This is a genomic window from Haliscomenobacter sp., assembly GCF_040403615.1.
GTDB lineage: Bacteria > Bacteroidota > Bacteroidia > Chitinophagales > Saprospiraceae > Haliscomenobacter.
This window is the reverse complement of sequence record NZ_JBBAKG010000011.1, coordinates 1-20,534: the sequence shown is the minus strand read 5'-3', so window position 1 is coordinate 20,534 and position 20,534 is coordinate 1. Positions and strand designations below refer to the sequence as shown.

The following is a 20,534-nucleotide window of genomic DNA, read 5'->3' as shown; positions in this document are numbered from 1 at the left end:
GCAAGTTTAAACCACAATCAATGACTTTTCAGCCTACGTTCGATTTCGCCCAGCAAATGGACGCTCAAGACCCCCTGCGTCACTTCCGGGAACAGTATCTTTTCCCTCAGCATCAGGGTCAAAACGGCCTGTATTTTTGCGGAAATTCCTTGGGGCTTCAACCCAAAAAAGCGCGTGTTTTTCTAGAGGAAGAACTCCATCGTTGGAGTGAACTGGGCGTTGAAGGCCATTTTGAAGGCGAACTGCCCTGGACGCAGTACCACAAGGCCCTTGCTCCGGCTTCGGCACATATCGTCGGCGCTCAGGAAGACGAAGTCATCATCATGAATACCCTCAGCGTCAATTTGCACTTGATGATGGTGAGTTTTTACCGACCCACTACCCAGCGTTTCAAAATCATCATGGAGGCGGGGGCTTTCCCTTCAGATCAGTATGCCGTGGAGAGTCAAGTGCGTTGGCACGGTTTTGATCCAGCAGAAGCGATAGTGGAAGTTGCTCCCCGGCCAGGAGAGGCATTGCTGCACACCGAAGACATCCTTGCCGCCATCGCGCAGCATGGAGAGCAAACTGCCTTGGTCTTGTTTGCAGGATTGAACTACTTCACCGGGCAGGTTTATGATATGCCTGCCATCACCGAGGCTGGACACCGAGTGGGCGCTTACGTGGGTTTCGACCTGGCACATGCTGCGGGCAATGTCCTGCTGAATTTGCACGATTGGGAAGTCGATTTTGCCGTATGGTGCACCTACAAATACATCAACTCTGGCCCGGGGGCCCTCAGTGGCACCTTTGTACACACCAAACACGGCCACAATCCTCAGATTCCACGCTTTGCGGGTTGGTGGGGACACAATGAAGAACGGCGTTTTTTGATGGAAAAAGGCTTTGACCCGATTCCCGGAGCAGCGGGCTGGCAATTGAGCAATGCACCGATATTTGCCTTCGCACCTATGAAGGCCAGCCACGACTTGTTTATGGAAGCAACCATGCCTGCCCTGCGGGCCAAAAGCGAAAAATTAACCGCTTATCTGGAATATTTGATCGATTTGATCAACGCTGAAAAAAACCGCTTTGAAATCATCACCCCGCGTGATCCTGCCCAACGGGGGGCTCAATTGTCCCTCTTGACGGGGCCGGAAGGGAAGCAATTATTTGATTACATTGCCCAAAATGGGGTAATCTGCGATTGGCGGGAAAACAACTTACCAGGAGAAAAAGGGGGGAAAGCTGGTGTCATCCGTTTTGCTCCAGCGCCGATGTACAATTCCTTTGAGGATGTATGGAAATTGGTGGAGTTGCTGAAGAATTTTGATTCGTGAAAAGAACTAAAGGTCCTCACTTGCTGCCGGTAGAATGCCTTCTTCTTCTAGAATATCCTGCAGGCAAAAGTTATATCCTTCAAACAGAGGAACATTTTCGTTCCAATGGTAAATCTCCAGGTTGCGTTGTGAACGCGCCAAAATGATTTGCTTACTGCGGGTCAAAATCCAGGCAACGCCTTCAACTCCAAAATCGAGCAATTTACTCGATTTTTCTACAATGTATGACATGCTTACATCGGTAGGAGGTTCGGTATTGAAATCTACCGGATCAATTTTAATGTCAACTTCGATAATGAATTTAGGAGGAACATCACTGTATTGTTCCGACTGAGGATTGAGCAGTTTGTCTTTTTCAACAATGACAATGTCATTGGCCATGTTTTCCTTTGGTTGAAGGTGTAAACCGGCTTCATTGGTTGGAACCCAGTACTTTTTTTTGGGTAAAATCGTTTTCAAATAAAACACAATAGCCTGAACAATAAGCGACTGATAAATGCTACTGCCCATAATTTCTTCTTCCGTTTTTAACCCCAATAATACCTGCCGATAACCCCGTCGAAAGTATTTGCTTCCTCCAAATTCTTCATACACCAGCTGTTCAGGTATTTGTTGTGTATCTATTCCCATTTATTTCAATCTGTTTTGTCCCCCAATATAAACCATTATCTTTAGGTATAAAACTTATCGAGTATGAAATTTTTTCTCTCCTATCTTGTTCTCCTTCTGGTTGGTTCAAGTCTTAGTGCTCAGGAAGATGCCGATTTTGTAACCATTCGCGCATCGATCTTGAAACAGCAAGACGACTGGAACCGTGGCGATATCCCAGCCTTTATGGAGGTGTATTGGAAATCTGAAAACCTTCAATTCATCGGCGCTACAGGCGTCACCAAAGGTTGGCAACAAACCCTGGACAACTACAAACGGCGTTACCCCGATCGAGATGCCATGGGGCAGCTCACCTTTGGCATTGTCAGCATGGAAAAACTGAGCAAAAAATCGGTCTTTCTGGTCGGCACCTGGGACTTAAAGCGCAAAAATGACGCACCAGGAGGGTATTTCGTGCTGATCTGGAAAAAAATAAAGGGTAAGTGGGTGATTACGGCGGATCATACCAGCGCGAGGCCTTAAATGTCATCTAAGATTCATCGATTTCTCCCAATAAACACAAAGCTTCATTTCTAAAAAAAGTACAAAATTCTCCACTAAGCATAAATGAACGTAAATTTGTTCTGAAAAAGCGACATTTGTAAAAGTGAGTTCGAATTTCAGGTTTCAACTTTAAAATGCTTAGTCCACATGCTTAAATTTACCAAACTGGTCTTGCTTGCACTGGTCTTTCTTCCGATTGTAACAGTACAAGCCCAACATGTTACGCCTACCAAAGAACAGATTATTGCCCTTACCCCCGAGTGGAAAGGAGAACGTCTTCCCGATGGTCGCCCCAAAACCAGCGACAAATTCATCGAACGCCTTAAAAAAGTCTCCATCGAAGAAGCCTGGGGCTACCTGCGCAACAAAGGCTACCAAAACCAGTACGAAGGCGATTGGGCGATGCTGCGCACTGAGCAAGTGATGGTTGGACGGGCAGTTACCGCACAATACATGCCCTTGCGCCCCGAGTGGGACAAAATCATCAAAGCCACCGGCGAAAAAGAAGGCCGCATCGGTGCCAGCAACTCCTGGCCGATTGATGTCTTGAAAACGGGCGATGTTTATGTGGCCGACAGTTATGGAAAAATTGTAGATGGCACCCTGATTGGCGACAACCTCGGCAATGCCATTTATGCCAAATCCAAAAATGGCGTTATCTTCTACGGTTCGGTGCGCGACATCGAAGGTCTGGAAGCCATTGAAGGATTTAATGCCTGGATCAAAGGTTCCGACCCCTCCTACATCCAGCAAATGATGCTGGCTTCCATCAACAACCCCATCCGCATTGGACGCGCAACGGTACTGCCCGGCGATGTGGTACTGGCCAAAAAAGGAGGCATTGTATTCATCCCACCGCATTTTTTGGAGGATCTGGTACTCAACTCTGAATTTGTAGCCCTCCGCGATGCCTTCGGCCACCAAAGACTGCGTGAGAACAAATACACGCCAGGCCAAATTGACCGCCAATGGAGCGACGACATCAAAAAAGATTTCCTGAGTTGGCTGGATACCCAGAAAGACAAGCTCCCGATGACCCGTGCGGAACTCGATGCCTATATGAAAGATCGGACTTGGTAACACCCATATTAACTTATAAACAAACCAAAAACATGAGTACACCATCACAGCGTTATCTTCAAAAATTTGGCCTGTCAGATCCTACGCCAACTGTTGATGCGCAACAAGACCAGCAATCTGGTCCCAACCGCCGCGATTTCATCAGAAATGTGGGCATGACGGGTTTGGCACTGGGCGCATTCATCAACGCACCCATTACCCAAACCATCGAGCATTCAACTTCTAAAGTGAATCGCGCTTCAGCTCCCAGTGATCTCAAAATCACCGATGTCCGCTTCATTGTCGTAAAAAGTGAAGGTTGGCGTTGGCCCATCATTCGGATTGATACAAATCAAGGCATTTATGGTTTGGGCGAAGTGCGCGATGGGGGCAACTGGCGCTATGCCATGTTTCTCAAAAGCCGCATTTTGGGCATGAATCCCTGCAATGTGGAAATGATTTTCAAAAAAATCAAGCAGTTTGGTTTCCATGGTCGGCAGGCCGGTGGGGTATGCGGCGTTGAAATGGCATTGTGGGATTTGGCTGGAAAAGCGTACAACGTACCTGCTTACCAATTGCTGGGCGGAAAATACCGCAGTAAAGTTCGCCTATATGCCGACACGCCTCGCCTGGATGATCCAGCAGCTTTTGCAGCAAAAATGAAGGATCGGGTGGAAAACAAAGGCTACACCTTCCTGAAAATGGACTTTGGTATCGAGTCTTTGCACAAAATTCCTGGAACCCTGGCCAACAGCAATTTCTGGGATGTGAGCAAACAGTGGGAAAACACCCAAATGACCTATGGCGGCACGGAGCACCCTTTTACTCAAATTCAAATCACCGATAAAGGGCTAGAAATCATGGCAGATTATGTCGGAAAAGTGCGCGCTGCAGTGGGGTATGAAGTGCCTCTGGCTTCTGACCACTACGGGCATTTCGATAAAAACAACGCCATCCGCCTGGGGCGAGCCGTTGAAAAATACCGTCTGGCATGGCTTGAAGACCTCATTCCCTGGAAATACACCGAAGATTGGAAAGAAATCTCTCATGCTATCGAAACCCCAACCTTAACAGGCGAAGACATTTACCTCAAAGAGGAATTCATCAAGCTGATCGACAATCGGGCAGTAGATTTGATTCACCCTGACCTCGCAAGTTCAGGCGGCTTGTTGGAAACCAAGCGAATTGGTGATTACGCAGAAGAACGAGGCATCCCCATGGCCATGCACTTTGCGGGAACGCCCATTTCCTTTATGGCCAATGTACACTGTGCGGCAGCTACCCAAAACTTTGTAGCTTTGGAACACCACTCCGTCGACTTGCCATATTGGGAAAATTTGGTCAAAAAGACAGATGTTCCCATCATCGAAAAGGGTTTTGCCAACGTGCCAGAGCGCCCAGGGCTTGGAGTGGAACTCAACGAGGAAGAAGTGCGCAAACACCTCGATCCTGAAGAACCAGCGTACTTCAGACCAACCCCGGAGTGGGACACCATCCGTTCCTGGGATCGCCTTTGGAGTTAAATATTTAAGATCATAAAGTTTGCGGGTTGATTTTCAAGGAATCAACCCGCATTTAATTTACTACTTATGTCTACTGCTTTTTCTCGGTATTTGTTGTACGCAGGGCTTGCGGCTCTATTGGTGGCCATTGTTGCTTTTTTAGCCCATGTGCCTAGCCTCACTGGGCCAGCATTGGTATTGGGATTGTTGCTGTTGGCATGGGGCATGAAAGGTTTTGCTGCTCTTAAGGGTTATGCCTACACCATGGTAATTTTTATGGGCGTGAGTGCAGCAATGTTTTATCCACAGTATTTTATCCAAGTGGGAGATTACAAACTGTCTAAATTAATTTTGCCTTTGTTACAAGTGATCATGTTTGGCATGGGTACCACCATGACTTTTGATGATTTTATCGGCATTATCAAAACGCCAAAGGCAGTGATCATCGGTCTGTGTTGTCAGTTTGCCATCATGCCTACCCTTGGGTTTGCGATCGCCAATTTGTTTCATTTTCCGCCCGAAATTGCCGCCGGGGTAATCTTGATCGGCTGCTCTCCCAGCGGTCTGGCTTCCAATGTCATGGCGTTGATTGCCAAGGCCAATGTGGCTTTGTCCATCACCATTACAACCTGCGCCACCTTATTAGCTCCGGTGATGACGCCATTGTTGATGAAACTGTTGGCAGGTCAATTCATTGAAATTGCCTTTTGGAGCATGGTTTGGGACATCACTAAAATCATCATTATTCCTTTGACTATTGGGTTCGTAATCAACCGATACTTGAAAAAAGTAGCCGATATGCTCAAAGACTACCTGCCATTTATTTCAATGGCAGGTATTGCCGTAATCATCACCATCATCACGGCAGCAGGCCAAGCCTCATTGCTCAATGTAGGGGGCTTACTGATTGTAGCAGTACTAATGCACAACCTGGGGGGCTACATCCTGGGGTATGGCGCAGCTCGCTTGTTCGGAATGAAAGAGCAGGATTGCCGCACGGTTGCCATCGAGGTAGGTTTGCAAAACGGAGGCCTGGCTTCTGGCCTCGCCAATCAAATGGGCAAATTGGCTACTGTAGGACTAGCCGCTGCACTGTTTGGCCCGATTATGAACATCACAGGGTCGGTGCTGGCAAGTTGGTGGGGAAGAGGGAAAGCGGATTCAATATCCAATAATCAATAATCAATGTCCAATATCCAACGCGGGTTGATGTTTTCGGAACTCAGCTTCTGTACCCCGCGTACAAGCACTCCGCAATTGAGCGAAGCGCAATGTCAAGTGATCCTACGCGGGATTCAATTTGGATAAACCTACAATTCTCGCCCCGCGTTGGATATTGGACATTGGATATTGGTTATTGGATATTGGAAAGAGTATCAAATAGATTACATTTGCTTTAAAGCAAAAGCAAATGTTCGTTACACTTATTCAAGCGCGATTGACCTGGGAAAACCCGCAGGTCAATCGTGACTATTTCAGTGAAAAAATTGCTGGGATCCAGGAACAAACTGACCTGATAGTATTGCCAGAAATGTTCAGCACGGGGTTCAGCATGAGCCCCGAGACCCTGGCGGAGCCGATGGACGGACCAACTATGCAGTGGCTGACAGAACAAGCCAAGAACAGGCAAGCCGCCATTACCGGGAGTTTTATTGCCCAGGAAAATGGCCATTATTACAATCGCCTGGTTTGGATGCAACCAGATGGAAAACACCATACCTACGACAAAAAGCATCTCTTCACCCTGGCTGGTGAGCACAACCACTACACGCCTGGCCAACAACACCTGGTAGTTGAATGGAAGGGTTGGCGTATTTTGCCATTAATTTGTTACGATTTGCGCTTTCCAGTGTGGAGCAGAAATACCCAGCAATACGATTTACTGTTGTATGTGGCCAATTTTCCAGAAATCCGCAGCTACGCCTGGCAGCAATTGCTGACTGCGCGCGCCATCGAAAATCAGGCTTACACCATTGGCGTCAATTGCGTGGGTACAGACGGGAAGGGCATTCAATATTCAGGAGATACGGTGCTGCACGATTATGCAGGGGAGGTGCTGTACCGCGTGTCGCATACCGAAGACGTGTATACAGCTCAACTTTCGAAGGAAGATCAGAATCAGTTTCGTCAAAAATTTGCTTTCTTGCAGGATGGTGACCAATTTTACTTTACCCAATAAAGCGCTGATTTGATGCACTGGATGGATTGGATTTTGGGCAATGAATGGAGTATGCGCTTACCCAAAGGCAAGTACAGCGAGTTGCGCCCGGAGATGTTGATGACTACCTTGCGCAAATTGCAGCACCGCATATCCGAACGCTTTCCGGAGGCGGGTCTTGGCAAGGTATGCCTGGATTTGACCGAATTGGGCGAATACGGCTTCAAAATCTACAAGCGGTTGCGGCAACCTATTTGGGGATTGCGGATTTTGACCGGACTTTCTATCGTAACGCTGATCTTGGTAGTGGTGGTGATGGGCATCCGCAGTATTGATATTTTTTCGCACCAAAGCAATGGCTGGAGCGATTTTTTGCAAGGACTGGAATCCGCCATCAATGAAGTCATCTTTTTGTCGATCGCTATCTTTTTTCTGGGCAATTCCGAGATGCGCTTCAAGCGCCGTTTGGCGCTGCGTTCACTACATGCCCTGCGCAGTTTGGCGCACGTGGTGGACATGCACCAATTGACCAAAGACCCAGCTGTGATTCTGGCTGGCACCAACTTCAAACCTACCGAGTCTTCTCCGGCACGCTCGATGACCCCTTACCAACTCACCCGCTACCTCGAATACTGCTCCGAAATGCTCTCCTTGACCAGCAAACTGGCCGCTTTACACGTGCAATACTTGGACGATCCCGTGGTACTCGGCGCAGTAAACGACGTGGAGTCTTTGACCCAGGGCTTGTCCAACAAGATTTGGCAAAAAATTATGATTTTGGATATGGCCGGGCCGGAAACTGCCGGGTAACTTATTCAAACATCATTTTTTACAGTATTGCAAGTGTTTGTCAATCGCATTAAATTTGTAAATTAAAGTTCACCCCACAGATTAACAATTCTGCGTTAATATTAATAAAAAAATAAATGTCAAGAGTTTTAGTTAAAGTTGCTAGAGACTTAAAGGTAGGGACGGCTGTCATTGTGGATTACCTCAATAGCAAGGGCTTTGATATTGAAAACAAGCCAAATATGAAGATTACAGATCCGATGTATGATGAATTGCTTAAACAGTTCCAAAAATCAATCGAAAGCAATGATGATTCCAAAACTGAAACTGAAAGCTACCGGTTTAAATTGCAAAAGCCAAAGGTGCTAGGCAAAATTGACCTAAGCGAACGCTTGAAGCAGCGTATTGAAAAAGTTAGCCATGAACCTGTCAATAAGCGCAATGAAGAAAAAACTCAGATCGAATCAAACGAAAAAGTATTTCGTCTTTGGAAATTTATTCAATTTGATGATAGTTGGAATAATGCAGATACCTCAACCTTAGATGATCTCGCTCCATCTTGGTTTGCAAGAAGAGAAGTTTTGCAAACAAACTCTCACGAGTACGAAGATTTTTTGAATCAACTCAAAAGAGAACATGCCATTGAAACGGGTATTGTCGAACGTTTGTACGATCTAAAAAAAGGCATTACAGAAACATTTATCAAGGAGGGATTTGTACAATCTTTTTTGAGCCACGATGACACCAATGTACCTGCCCAAACACTAATGAGCCACCTTAAAGATCATTTAGAGGCGGTAGACTTTATTTTTGATATTGTCAAAGAGGACCGCCCCTTCACAAAAGGGTTTATTAAGGAATTGCATCAATTGGTGACGCGTAGTCAAATACATGCAGAGGGAAGAGATCAATTTAGAACTAAAATCAAGATTGATCTTTTAAAAGGTGCTTTCAAAACGCATGAGAATAATCCAACCAGAGAGGATGGAACCTTGGTGCTTTATTGCCCACCTGAGCATGTAGAGGCAGAGATGGATCGTTTGATTGACATCTACAATAAATTGGTAATAGAACAAGTACATGCTATTGTCATCTCCAGTTGGGTGCACCATGCGTTTACGACTATTCACCCTTTCCAAGATGGAAATGGCAGAGTAGCAAGACTTTTGGCAAGCTTGATTCTAATCAAATTCAATTTTTTTCCTTTTACTGTCCTACGGGAAGAAGCTAAGGTGAAATACATCAGAGCTTTAGAGGCCGCTGACAACGGGAACCCACAAAGTTTAGTTGACTATTTCTCTGAGGTTCAAAAGCGCAATATTGAAAAAGCATTAAGTTTAAGAGATGTAAACACCACCACATTTGAAGAAGTGGCATCTATTCTTAAGCAAAAAGTTCAAATTTGGAAAAAAGAGCAACATGAGCAGCATGAACGGGTCTTGTCAACGAGAAGGCTAGAAGTTTTTGAGTATTGTCATGAAATTTTAAACAATTATTTGGTAAAGTTACGTGTAGAGTTTGGAAACTCTACAGAGTTTTCAATTGGTAGTTCTAGGCCTGACGATTTTTCCCGACAACACTACTATTACAACCAAATTATTCAATATGCCACAAAGCACGATTATTATTTCAATATCTCTTTACCAAAATCCTGGCTAATGTTTCGAGTGGATCTTTCAGAATCTAAAAGATACCAATTGGGAATTACCATTCACCACTATGGATATGATGATTCAACCATTGCAGTCGGGGCATTTTTGGAATTTAAAGCAAAGGGCGATGTTGAGGAAAAAAATTATATACTTCCACTCGACATCAAGCCTCACGTTATATCCATCTATGATGATTTTCATCCGAAAAAGAAAAATCTCCAGCACTATTTGGAGCAAGCATTGACTTTGGCTTTGGCTCAAATTGCTAGTGAATTTTAAGAAAGGGGTCAATAAGCCCGCTCATCCCGCTTCTCCATATAATTTATAAAAGCCCGATTCACCACCTTATTCCCACCCGGAGTAGGGTAATTTCCAGAAAAATACCAATCGCCGTTGTTGTTGGGACAAGCCTCGTGCAGGCCAGCCACAGATTGATAAATGACCTCAATTTTGGGTTTGATGCCTTTGGGCGTGACAATCTTGGCAATTTGCTTGGAGATTTGCTGGTCGGTATATAGGTCGTACAAGCTTTGTACTTCGTTGCGGATCAGCTCTTTGGGCAAGTGTTCCTGGGCTTTGCAGCGTTGGTAAGCTTCTTCGAGCAGGTTTTCGCGGCCATCTTGTTTCAACAAATCAACCAGGGCTTTGAAGGCCACAAATTCGCCCATTTTGGACATGTCGATGCCATAACAATCCGGGTAACGAATTTGGGGTGCAGAAGAAACCACAATGATCTTTTTGGGCCGCAAGCGCGAAGCAATTTCGATGATGCTGTCGCGCAGGGTGGTTCCCCGCACGATGGAGTCGTCCATCAGCACCAGCGTATCCTGGTCATTGTGCACCAGCCCATAAGTCACGTCGTATACATGGGATACCAAACGCCCCCGCGAGGTCGTATCGGCAATAAAAGTGCGTACCTTTTCATCCTTGACCACCAGCCGTTCGATGCGCGGTTTGATGGACATGATTTTTTCAATTTTTTTGGGCTTGAGTTTGCCTTCTTCCAGTGCTTTGATGAGCTTTTCCTCCCGAATGGCATCCAGTCCTTCATAAATGCCTTCGATCATGCCCATGAAGGCTGTTTCAGCGGTATTGGGGATGAAGGAAAAGACCGTATTTTCAAAATCGTAGTCTACCGATTTCAAGATGGGTTCCACCAACTGGCGGCCCAGTTTTTTGCGTTCCAGGTAAATATCTCGGTCGTTGCCGCGTGAGAAGTAGATGCGCTCGAAAGAACAGCAACGCCGCTCGGCAGTATCGGTAAACGGCAACTCCTCTACCCTACCTCCTTTTTTGATAATGAGTGCATGACCAGGAGTAACCTCCTTCACGGCACTGATGTGTACATCCAGCGCAGTTTGGATGGCTGGGCGCTCGGATGCGACTACTACAATTTCGTCATCGTGGTAATAAAACGCTGGACGAATACCATTGGGGTCGCGCATGACAAAAGCGTCGCCGTGGCCAATCAGTCCGCACATCACGTAACCGCCGTCAAAGCGCTTACTGGCGCGACGCAACAGGCGTTGGATGTCCAGTTTTTCAAAAATAAAATCGTTGATTTCCATGTTGGTGTAGCCGTCCGGCTTAAACCAGGTATGTAGGCGCTGCACCTCATCATCGAGAAAATGGCCGATTTTTTCCAAAACCGTTACCGTATCTGATTTTTCTTTGGGGTATTGTCCCAGGTCTACCAATTCCTGAAACAACTCATCGACGTTGGTGAGGTTGAAGTTGCCCGCCAGCAAGAGGTTGCGGTTGATCCAGTTGTTTTGGCGCAAAAACGGGTGGCAGGTTTCGATGCTGTTGTCGCCGTGGGTACCGTAACGCAGGTGACCAAGGAGCAATTCACCCACATAGGGCAAGTTGTCTTTCATCCAGGTTGCGTCGCTAAATTGCTTATCGGTCAGGTTCTTAAAATGCTTGGTCCAAATTTCATCAAAAAGTTCGGTCAGGTAGTTATTGGGGGTCACGTTGCGCTTGCGGCTAATGTATTTGGTGCCCGGTTTGGGATCCAATTTGATGGTAGCGACTCCCACGCCATCCTGACCTCGGTTGCGTTGTTTTTGAAGGAGGAGTTTTAGTTTTTCCAGCCCGTACAGTGCAGTTCCGTACTTTTTTTGGTAGTATTCCATGGGCTGTAGCAAACGAATAAGGGCAATCCCACATTCGTGTTTTATGATCTCGCTCATTGTATGTGTTGGTTGTCAAATTCTGGCCGCAAAACTACGAATAAGAGTTGAAGAGTTGCAGGCAATTCAGCTTTTCAACTCTAAACACTTCAACGCCCCCTAAAGGTTGTCTCGAATCCACTCCAATGTTTTCTGCATTTCTTTGCGAATGGGTAAGGAGCTACCCAGGTAATGATTGTGCATGAAGCTAAACAGCAGCATGCGCCCGGTTTTGGTGCGAACATAGCCACTCAAGGAATGATTGTTGGACAGCGTACCGGTTTTGGCAAAAACATAAGGTTTCCCGTCTTTTCCAGGATACGAATCCTGGATGGTGCCATTGACCCCTCCTGCCGGAAAAATGCGAAACAAGCGTTCGCTGGGGTATTCCTGGTAGAGTTTTTCCAGCACAGACACAATGGTGCGCGGAGAAAAAAGATTGTAACGAGACAAACCTGATCCATCTACCCAAACCATTCCATCGGGGCTATTGCCCAATACAGCGCGCTTGGCATAATCGATGGTACGTGCAATGTCTAGGTCTCCAAAAAGTTGGGCAGAACAACTGAGCAAAAGTTGCTCGGCAATGTAGTTATCGCTGTCTTGCATGTACAGACGCAGCAAGGTATCGGGCAGTGGAGCCGACAACGTGCGCCAGGTGTTGGTCAAAACGGGAGTGTTCCAAACCTGGACTTTGCGCTGAAGGGTATCGGTCAGCAATTCACAAACCAAATGAGTTGTATACTTAAAAGGAGTAGTGAGCTTTACTCTGGCTGCACGCAAACAGGCCGTGTTGTACAGAAAGTGCCCTTCGTGCTCCTCCCGCAGGATTTCTGGCGAAGTACTTGCATTTTGAGGATCGTATTCCAGGGTGGTCAGGAAATAATCGGGCTGGGCGCGCCACTTTTTAGAAAATGAATCGAGTTGGAAACGCACCAGGTTGCCGTAAATGGGAAATGAGCCTTTCTCCGCTTGGTAATCGTCGCGAAAATCATTCCAGGCCCAACCATTGCCAAACCGTTCGTCTTTGAAGTTGCTTCCGGAGAACGCGAGGTGGCCTTTTTGTTTACTCAAAAACTTCCAGGCCACACTGTCTTGCGGAAAATAGGGATTCAAAAACATCGGATTCCCCATGCCCTGAAAAACGGTGAATCCTCCTTCTTGGGTGTAGCGCAGTACAGGTAGACTGTCTTTCAATACTTTGAGCGCGGTGTAAAGCGTAAAAATTTTGGTATTGGATGCCGGGGTGAAAAACTTGTCGGCATCTTTTTGATACAAGGTTAGTTTGCCGTTGGGGTCGTACAGCATGAATCCATAAAAATGACGGGCAAAAATGGGCGATTGCAGCACCAATTTATCCATGGCTTGTTGCTGAATTTTGGTCAATGCCTGACCAAATCCATGAAAAGGCAAACACAATGCAAAAAGCAGTAAAAAAGTAGTTATTTTGGTAAGCTGGTGGTGCATAGCATGGTTATTTGCGCCTAGATTACGAATTATTTTTAAAAACTGAAAACCCAAAACTAAAAACCCCACAAACATAAAATTATGCTGTGTAGAAAACTATTGCTGGGTCTGTGCTGGGTCTGCTTGTCTTGGGGCATTGCTGCACAATCAAATACATTGGATCTTTACCGGGAAGCATTGGCCAATTTGGTTTTATTGCGCAACGAAGGCAATTTGATCCCATTGCAGCGGCTTGACACGTTGCAAATAGCCTATGTATCTGCTGGTGGCCCACGGCAAGCGGCTTTGCAAGATTTTCTAGAGCGTTACACCAACATTACGCCATTGAATTTTCCTGCTTTTGCATCGGAGTCAGAAACCAGGAACTGGATCAATACCCAAACCCGGCGTTTCAACTGCTTTATTCTGAGTATCGAAGATGTGTCTTCCTTCAAAGATCAGCCGGATTACCTGGCCGATGCAGGTTGGATCAAGGGCTTGATGGCTGCCGACCCGGTGGTGCTGGTCCTGTTCAACCCCCAACAAGCCCTGAATAAACTTCCAGAATTGGGCAATGCCAAAGCCATCGTTGTTTCAGATGATACGCAAGAAGGGCAATCCCTGGCTGCTCAATTGGTTTTTGGTGGCGTGAGTACCAATAGTAGATTGCGCAGGCCTTTAAGCCCATCTTATCCAACGGGTAGTGGCCTGGACACACCAGAACCGACCCGTTTAGGCTATGCGCCTTCAGAATTGGTGGGGATCAACGGTAGCTTATTGCGCGACAGCATCAAAGCCATCGTTGAAGAAGGCATCCGGTACCGGGCATTTCCGGGAGGGCAAGTCTTGGTGGCTAAAGATGGCAAAGTGGTTTACCATCAGGCGTTTGGCAATCATACCTACGAAGACGAACGCCCGGTAAGGCTCAACGATATTTACGATTTTGCTTCAATCACTAAAATAAGCACGGGCTTGCCCGTGTTGATGAAATGGTACGGAGAAGGTACTTTTAACCCCGATGATTCATTGGGCGTATACTTGCCCGAAAGTCTCGGAAGCAATAAAGCTGGGCTTTCCATGCGGCGCATTTTGACCCATACGGCACGCCTTATGGCCTGGATTCCCTTTTGGCGCTCTACTTTGAAATGGAATGCCGATTATCCCTGGGAAAAAGAGTGGAACAATGAGCGGATCAGCGATTTTCAGTTCAAGCCTCGTACGTTTAAACTTGATTCTACGGCCAGGTTTAAAGTTCAGGTGACCGACCATTTGTGGTTGTACCGCAAGTATGCCGATAAAGTGTTGTTTCCGGCCATCTACAAATCTCCCCTTAATGAAAAACCAGGGTTTGTCTACTCCGATTTCTTTTTTTACACCATGCCCAAGATTGTCAAACACCGCACTGGGTACGATTTTGAAGCGTACCTAAAAAACACCTTTTACCAACACTTAGGTGCTTACACCCTCGGTTTTAATCCATTGCGGTTTTTTTCCAAAGACCGCATCATCCCAACGGAAAGAGACACCTTTTACCGCATGACTTTACTCCACGGAAAAGTACACGACGAAGGCGCCTCGATGACCGGAGGCATTTCGGGCCATGCCGGATTATTTGGCTCGGTCAACGATTTGGCAAAACTGATGCAAACCTACCTCAATGGTGGCCGCTATGGCAATGAGCAATTGATTGCAGCGCTGGCAGTGCAAGAATTTACCCGGTGTCAATATTGTGCAGAAGAGGGCATTCACCGGGGTTTGGGCTTCGACAAACCGTTTCTTGAGTATGTACCCGGGAGAAGTTCCTATGCCAAAAGTGCAAGTCCAGAAAGTTTTGGCCACACGGGTTACACTGGCACTTTTACTTGGGCAGATCCCAAATCCAACTTGCTGGTGATTTTTTTCACCAACCGGGTGTATCCCTCTCGGCTCAATCAGGTTTTGATGCAACGAAACTTACGTCCTCGCTTGCACCAGGCGGTTTATGATAGTTTGATCAAACCTTGAATGAATTGGATTTAGGAGCATGTTTAAAATAAAAAAAGGAGAGATGCAACGGCACCTCTCCTGACTATCTGGTTTCATACATTATTTATCTGCTAGTCGTAAACAGCGACAAAACATAAATTGCGCATTCTAAAACGCAGAAAAATTAACTTCCCGATTTTGGGTTTTGAATAGGAAGTCGAACGGTTCATTTAAAGTGAGCTTCCTATTCAAAACCCTTTAAAAAAATCGGGAAGTAATTTTTTGCGTCATATTAAGTAACAAATAAAAATTTATCTTTGAAAAACAAAGGGCCCGGACGGGTTTGCAATCTGTCCGGGCTTGCTAAAGTTGGGTTAAAATACGAAAAGAGCGAGCCTGGTGGAGCTGGTGCATTGGTTCCAGCTCGGAGTGTCAATTCAAATAATTGATTTGTACAACTCCAGTGCACTACAAATTTTCACCTTGCTTTCAAAGCAAAAAACTGTAGTGTTTTTGATACAGCAGTTCATCTTTCTACCTCAAAATCAATACATAAGTTATTGAATTGCTGTATTTTGAAAATGCATTTTATTTACTGTTACAAATTTACCCCATTGTTAGGTTTATGCAATAGCTGCAAAAGGCCTGCAATTGCGCAAAGGTTTGTGCAAACGTTTGCTGTGGAAAAAATTATTACTTTTAAGGTGATTTTTTTCAACCATATATTTTGAAGACCCCTTGATTGACCGAACAATACTTCATTTTAATGAATCGACCCACTATTACGGACATTGCCAGGTTGTTGCAGCTCAATCCATCCACGGTTTCCAGAGCGCTGAACAACCATCCAGATGTAAGCCCGGAAACCCGGAATCGGGTTCAGGAGCTTGCGCAGGAATTGGGTTATGCCCCCAATCAATTGGCGGTCAATTTGCGTAGAAGACACAGTGGTCTGATTGCTCTTTTGGTATCGGAGATGAACATGTTTTTCAATCCTTCGGTATTTCGGGCCATTGAGCAAGCAGTGTATGCCAATGGCTATCAATTGATCATCCTACAATCCAACAACACGCTCAGTCGGGAACAACAAAACGTACAAATTTGTCGACAACTGGCCGTAGAAGGGGTATTGGTTTCTCTGGCTTCTGAAGCACAGGTCTTAGCGCATTTTGCCCCATTGTTGGATCAGAAGGTACCCGTCGTGTTTTTTGACCGGGTATTGCCCCAAAACCATTCTTGCTCGGTAACCATTGATGATGTAGCCATCACGCGGCAAGCCATCCAGCATTTGGCCGAAAATGGACACCGCCGCATTGGTGGATTGTTTGGCGACCCCAATTTGACCATTACGCGTGAACGTTTTAGGGGATTTAAGGAGGTATTGCAAGAATTGGATATATCTTTTGAGGAGCAACTGACTGCTTTTGCCCAGGATTCACAGCAAGGCAGTCAGAAAGCCTTGAAAATCATGGAAGAGCAGAACATCAGTGCTTTTTTTGCCATGTCCGACGAATTGATGGTAGGAGCAGTGCAAGCCATCGAACAAAAACGCCTGCGGATACCAGAAGAAATTGCCATCATCGCCATCAGCGATGGGTTCGCGCCAGAATTTTACAATCCTAAAATCACCCACATCCGCCATTCCGGTTACGAAGTGGGCGCCAATGCAGCTAAGTTGCTCCTGGGAGTAATCCGAGAAGAAATAAAAGATCCGATTCACGTACAACTGGAATGCAAATTGATAGAATTGGGGTCGGTGTAAATTTGTACAGGACTTAATTAATGCCTATTCTTGGGGTCAGAAAACGCGCTGCATGAAACTTCAAGGCAAACACTACCGTACCATTTGGCTCGACGAAGCCGATCCCCGCATCATTCGTACTTTTGACCAACGTCATTTCCCTTTTGAAATCGTGGAAGAACCACTTCGCACCTGCGAAGATGCCGCCATTGCCATCGAAGAGATGCACGTTCGTGGCGCTCCGATGATTGGAGCTACTGCAGCATATGGGCTGTATTTGGCCACCTTAGCGGCTCCTGAAGGCACGGAAGGTTGGGCGTTTTTGCAACAAGCTGCCGAGCGTCTAGCGCGTACCCGCCCTACGGCAGTGGATCTGTTTCATTGCATTCAACGCATGATGGCTGCACTGGAAGCTGCCCCAGATCGGGAATCCCGCATTCACACTGCCCTCACCACTGCCAATGCACTGGCCGATGAAAGTGCCGAGCAATGCCGGATGATTGGGGTACATGGCCTGGAAATAGTACGCGACATCAGCGCAAAAAAAGGCGGAGCTCCCGTCAATATTTTGACCCATTGCAACGCTGGCTGGCTGGCCTGTATTGACTATGGCACGGCAACTGCGCCCATTTATTTGGCGCACGACCAAGGCATTGCCGTTCACGTTTGGGTAGACGAGACCCGCCCCCGCAACCAGGGAGGAAAAATTACGGCCCTTGAATTGCAACAACATGGCGTACCACATACCATCATCACCGACAATGCTGGCGGCCACTTGATGCAGCACGACATGGTAGACATGGTGATTGTAGGCACTGACCGCACCACTCGGCAAGGGGATGTGGCCAACAAAATCGGGACTTACCTCAAAGCCTTGGCGGCAAAAGACAATGGTGTGCCTTTTTATGTAGCCTTGCCCTCTTCAACGCTGGATCTCAATTTGCGGGATGGCTTGAAAGAAATCCCCATCGAACAGCGCAGCGAAGATGAAGTAAAATATGTATGGGGATGGAAGGATGGCCAAATACAGCAGGTGCTCACCACCCCATTGGAAAGCCCGGCAGCCAACTATGGTTTCGACGTTACTCCTGCCCGCCTGATCACTGGATTGATTACCGAACGGGGCATTTGCGAAGCCAACGAAGCCGGAATTTTGGGCTTGTTTGCCGAATAATATGGAAGAAGGCTACATCAAATTTCGAGCAGAGTGGCTCCGTAAACCCGCTTTGCCCGCATCCACCCTTATGGAGCTCAATCAATGGCGTGATCGCTTGTATGGATTAGGGTTGCTGGGGGCATATCCAAACGGTATTGGTTTTGGCAACATCAGTCAGCGCTGGAATCCTGAAGGGCAATTCATCATCAGTGGCTCCACCACCGGGAATTTCAAACAACTCAGCGCTGAACATTATACCTTGGTTACTTCAATTGAGCTGGATCAGAATCTGTTGCATTGCGAAGGGCCAATCATCGCATCCTCCGAGTCGATGAGCCATGCTGCGGTTTACGGGGAGTACCCTTGGGTCAAGGCCGTTTTTCACGTGCATCACCAGCAAATATGGGAAAATTTATTGCATAAAGTCCCTACTACCACTATGGGGATAACTTATGGTACTCCCGAGATGGCTTATTCCATCGTGCAGTTGTTGCGAGAAACGGATTTGCCCGAACAACGCATTTTTGTAATGGAAGGGCATCCCGAAGGTATTTTTAGCTTTGGCAAGACCTTGCAAGATGCGGGAGAAGTGTTGTTAATGGCGCTTGCTGCTGTTCAGTAAATCACATTACGCAGGCCAGCTTCGCTGCTTCGATTTTCCACCACCTTAGGCACTTCAGATACCTAAGAGTCACCTGAGGAATACAGTTTGGGTTCTTAGGTGAATCTCAGGTGTCTGAGGTGGTGAAAAAATTACAGATGTGAAGCTGCTATTGCGTAATGTGAATCAGTAAGAAGAAGCACATAAGGCAAATTTAGTCTCTTGTGCTTCTCCTTACTGGAAGAATTACTCTATTTAGGAAGACCGGTAAGCAATGGAGTGGTAATTCTTGATGTGTGGCCCCAGGAATACCCGTGCATAAATGCGCATAATGGCCAAGCCATCGATGATGAAGCTCAGCGCAACAAAAGAAGCCAATACCACCTGGTTTTCGTGGATGTGGCTAAAAATCAAGTCTTCGCCAATGAACGTTGGTGTAATGGGAAAACCCGACAACCCCAAACAACAGACAAAGAATAAAAAAGCAGCAACCGGATGCTCATATACGTGGCCGTGAAACCGGTCGAGGTTGATGATTTCCGCTTTGCTGATCCAGTTCAAAACCCAAAATCCTGCAACTCCAGAAACAACGACTCCGCTCAGGTACAAATATATTTCGTAAAAATCAAAATGCTCGTTGTACGAAACCGCCAAGGCTATCCAAAAGTGATTGAGGATTACCAAAACCCAACTCAAGCGCGCCTGTTTGCGTTCAGAAAACGCTTTGAGTACCATGATCAAGCCAAAAAAAGCAAAAGTTACTGGAAGATAAGCACGAGCTATTGGAGAGATCAAACTGTCGGCAAAATGCAAGAAAAACAACCCAATCAGGTAAGCTGGGATAAAAAACCACAAGAGAATACGCAAATTCAAAAAGTCCATTCTTTTGCCCAATTGTTTGAGGGGATTCCACAAATATTGGTACATAAAGGCATCCAAATTCCACTCTTTGATGCACAATATGTACAAGGCGTATTCAAATTTATTGGAAAAGATCCTTCCTTCAAAGGATTTTTGACGCGGAACAAACTTGTAAAACTGTTCCTTGATCAGGTAACTCACAATTGATGGAGAAACCAACAATTGATACGTTCTCAAAAAAGCATTACCCGCGAAGTGCACCAACGCCAAAATGTGCCAACCTGCGGCTACCTCTATAAAAATCAAGCCTATCTGAGCTATGGAAGCATAGGCCAACTGGCTTTTCACGGAGGATTGGACCCTGGCAATCCCAACTGCGATAATGGTAGAACTCAAGCCCAATAAACCGATCAAAATGCGCACTGAAAACTGGTGCTCCCAAAAGGGAAAAGTACGCAGCAATAAGAAAACACCTAAATGCACCGACAAGGAACCATAAAAAATGGCACTTGAAGGCGTGGGACCTTCCATCGCCCGTGGCAACCAGGAAGAAAAGGGCAATTGAGCTGATTTTGCAGCCGCAGAGATCAAGATCATCAACGAAATGAAGACTCCAATCAAACTGTGCGATTGCAATTGGGAACTCACCAACTGATAGTTGTGCAGCTTTTCAAAAGTGATGCTTTCGTGCCACAAGTGATGACTCATCCACATTGCCAAAATCAAACCAACGTCACCAATCCGGTAAATGGAAAATATTTTCACCGCATTTTTGACGGGCAGGTAGCGGTCGCGGTAGAAGGCAATCAGCAAAAACGAAGCAATCCCGAGGATTTCCCAACCGATGAACAGGGTTTCGAAATTGCCTGAAAAGATGGCAATATTGTACCCTACGTAGAAAAACAAAATGGTATTAAAAAACCGTCGGTATCCCTTTTCCCGGTGCAGGTAGTATCTACTGT

Annotated in this window: 16 protein-coding genes; 12 read left to right on the top strand and 4 right to left on the bottom strand. The window is 46.2% G+C overall.

All coding sequences use genetic code 11. From position 1 onward, the window contains the following. The first annotated feature begins 20 nt into the window (after positions 1–20). Positions 21–1,319, top strand: a complete 1,299-nt coding sequence (gene kynU, locus ABW391_RS05515; protein ID WP_353480837.1) for a kynureninase — start codon at positions 21–23, stop codon at positions 1,317–1,319. A 6-nt stretch (positions 1,320–1,325) separates the two neighbouring features. On the opposite strand, the gene ABW391_RS05510 is transcribed toward kynU, so the two are convergent. Next, on the bottom strand, positions 1,326–1,949 hold the full coding sequence (locus tag ABW391_RS05510) for a hypothetical protein (protein WP_353480836.1): 624 nt from the start codon (positions 1,947–1,949) through the stop codon (positions 1,326–1,328). A 63-nt stretch (positions 1,950–2,012) separates the two neighbouring features. Here ABW391_RS05510 and ABW391_RS05505 point away from each other — a divergent pair, with 63 nt between their 5' ends. The 7 genes from ABW391_RS05505 to ABW391_RS05475 all read left to right on the top strand — a co-directional run bounded on the left by ABW391_RS05505 (position 2,013) and on the right by ABW391_RS05475 (position 9,910). Then, the gene (locus tag ABW391_RS05505; protein ID WP_353480835.1) at positions 2,013–2,450 is read left to right on the top strand and encodes a YybH family protein; all 438 of its coding nucleotides are present in this window, start codon (positions 2,013–2,015) and stop codon (positions 2,448–2,450) included. Between the two features lie 168 nt (positions 2,451–2,618). Beyond that, positions 2,619–3,551 carry an RraA family protein gene (locus ABW391_RS05500; protein WP_353480834.1) on the top strand — a complete coding sequence of 311 codons (933 nt, stop codon included), beginning with the start codon at positions 2,619–2,621 and terminating at the stop codon, positions 3,549–3,551. A 32-nt stretch (positions 3,552–3,583) separates the two neighbouring features. Then, the gene (locus ABW391_RS05495; protein ID WP_353480833.1) at positions 3,584–5,053 is read left to right on the top strand and encodes a mandelate racemase/muconate lactonizing enzyme family protein; all 1,470 of its coding nucleotides are present in this window, start codon (positions 3,584–3,586) and stop codon (positions 5,051–5,053) included. A 66-nt stretch (positions 5,054–5,119) separates the two neighbouring features. Next, the gene (locus ABW391_RS05490; protein ID WP_353480832.1) at positions 5,120–6,214 is read left to right on the top strand and encodes a bile acid:sodium symporter family protein; all 1,095 of its coding nucleotides are present in this window, start codon (positions 5,120–5,122) and stop codon (positions 6,212–6,214) included. Positions 6,215–6,443: 229 nt separating this feature from the next. After that, positions 6,444–7,211: an amidohydrolase gene (locus ABW391_RS05485; protein WP_353480831.1), complete on the top strand. Its 768-nt coding sequence runs from the start codon at positions 6,444–6,446 to the stop codon at positions 7,209–7,211. A 12-nt stretch (positions 7,212–7,223) separates the two neighbouring features. Further along, on the top strand, positions 7,224–8,000 hold the full coding sequence (locus ABW391_RS05480) for a hypothetical protein (protein WP_353480830.1): 777 nt from the start codon (positions 7,224–7,226) through the stop codon (positions 7,998–8,000). Positions 8,001–8,116: 116 nt separating this feature from the next. Beyond that, a complete protein-coding gene (locus ABW391_RS05475) occupies positions 8,117–9,910 on the top strand; it encodes a Fic family protein (RefSeq protein ID WP_353480829.1) in 1,794 nt (597 codons plus the stop codon). An 8-nt stretch (positions 9,911–9,918) separates the two neighbouring features. On the opposite strand, the gene ABW391_RS05470 is transcribed toward ABW391_RS05475, so the two are convergent. Continuing rightward, positions 9,919–11,823: an amidophosphoribosyltransferase gene (locus ABW391_RS05470; protein WP_353480828.1), complete on the bottom strand. Its 1,905-nt coding sequence runs from the start codon at positions 11,821–11,823 to the stop codon at positions 9,919–9,921. A 99-nt stretch (positions 11,824–11,922) separates the two neighbouring features. Then, entirely contained in the window at positions 11,923–13,269 is a 1,347-nt protein-coding gene (locus ABW391_RS05465) for a D-alanyl-D-alanine carboxypeptidase/D-alanyl-D-alanine-endopeptidase (protein ID WP_353480827.1), read from the bottom strand. Between the two features lie 81 nt (positions 13,270–13,350). Here ABW391_RS05465 and ABW391_RS05460 point away from each other — a divergent pair, with 81 nt between their 5' ends. The 4 genes from ABW391_RS05460 to ABW391_RS05445 all read left to right on the top strand — a co-directional run bounded on the left by ABW391_RS05460 (position 13,351) and on the right by ABW391_RS05445 (position 18,732). Further along, positions 13,351–15,252, top strand: a complete 1,902-nt coding sequence (locus tag ABW391_RS05460; RefSeq protein WP_353480826.1) for a serine hydrolase domain-containing protein — start codon at positions 13,351–13,353, stop codon at positions 15,250–15,252. A gap of 727 nt (positions 15,253–15,979) precedes the next feature. Beyond that, positions 15,980–16,975, top strand: coding sequence for a LacI family DNA-binding transcriptional regulator (locus ABW391_RS05455; protein WP_353480825.1), 996 nt, complete (start codon positions 15,980–15,982; stop codon positions 16,973–16,975). Positions 16,976–17,027: 52 nt separating this feature from the next. Then, positions 17,028–18,128 (top strand): S-methyl-5-thioribose-1-phosphate isomerase, encoded by a 1,101-nt coding sequence (gene mtnA / locus ABW391_RS05450; protein ID WP_353480824.1) that lies wholly within the window; start codon positions 17,028–17,030, stop codon positions 18,126–18,128. Then, positions 18,118–18,732: a class II aldolase/adducin family protein gene (locus ABW391_RS05445; RefSeq protein ID WP_353480823.1), complete on the top strand. Its 615-nt coding sequence runs from the start codon at positions 18,118–18,120 to the stop codon at positions 18,730–18,732. Before mtnA ends, ABW391_RS05445 begins: the two co-directional genes overlap by 11 nt. A 234-nt stretch (positions 18,733–18,966) precedes the next feature. Here ABW391_RS05445 and ABW391_RS05440 read toward each other — a convergent pair. Further along, the coding region (locus ABW391_RS05440; RefSeq protein ID WP_353480822.1) for a proton-conducting transporter transmembrane domain-containing protein at positions 18,967–20,534 on the bottom strand (1,568 nt) is incomplete at its 5' end.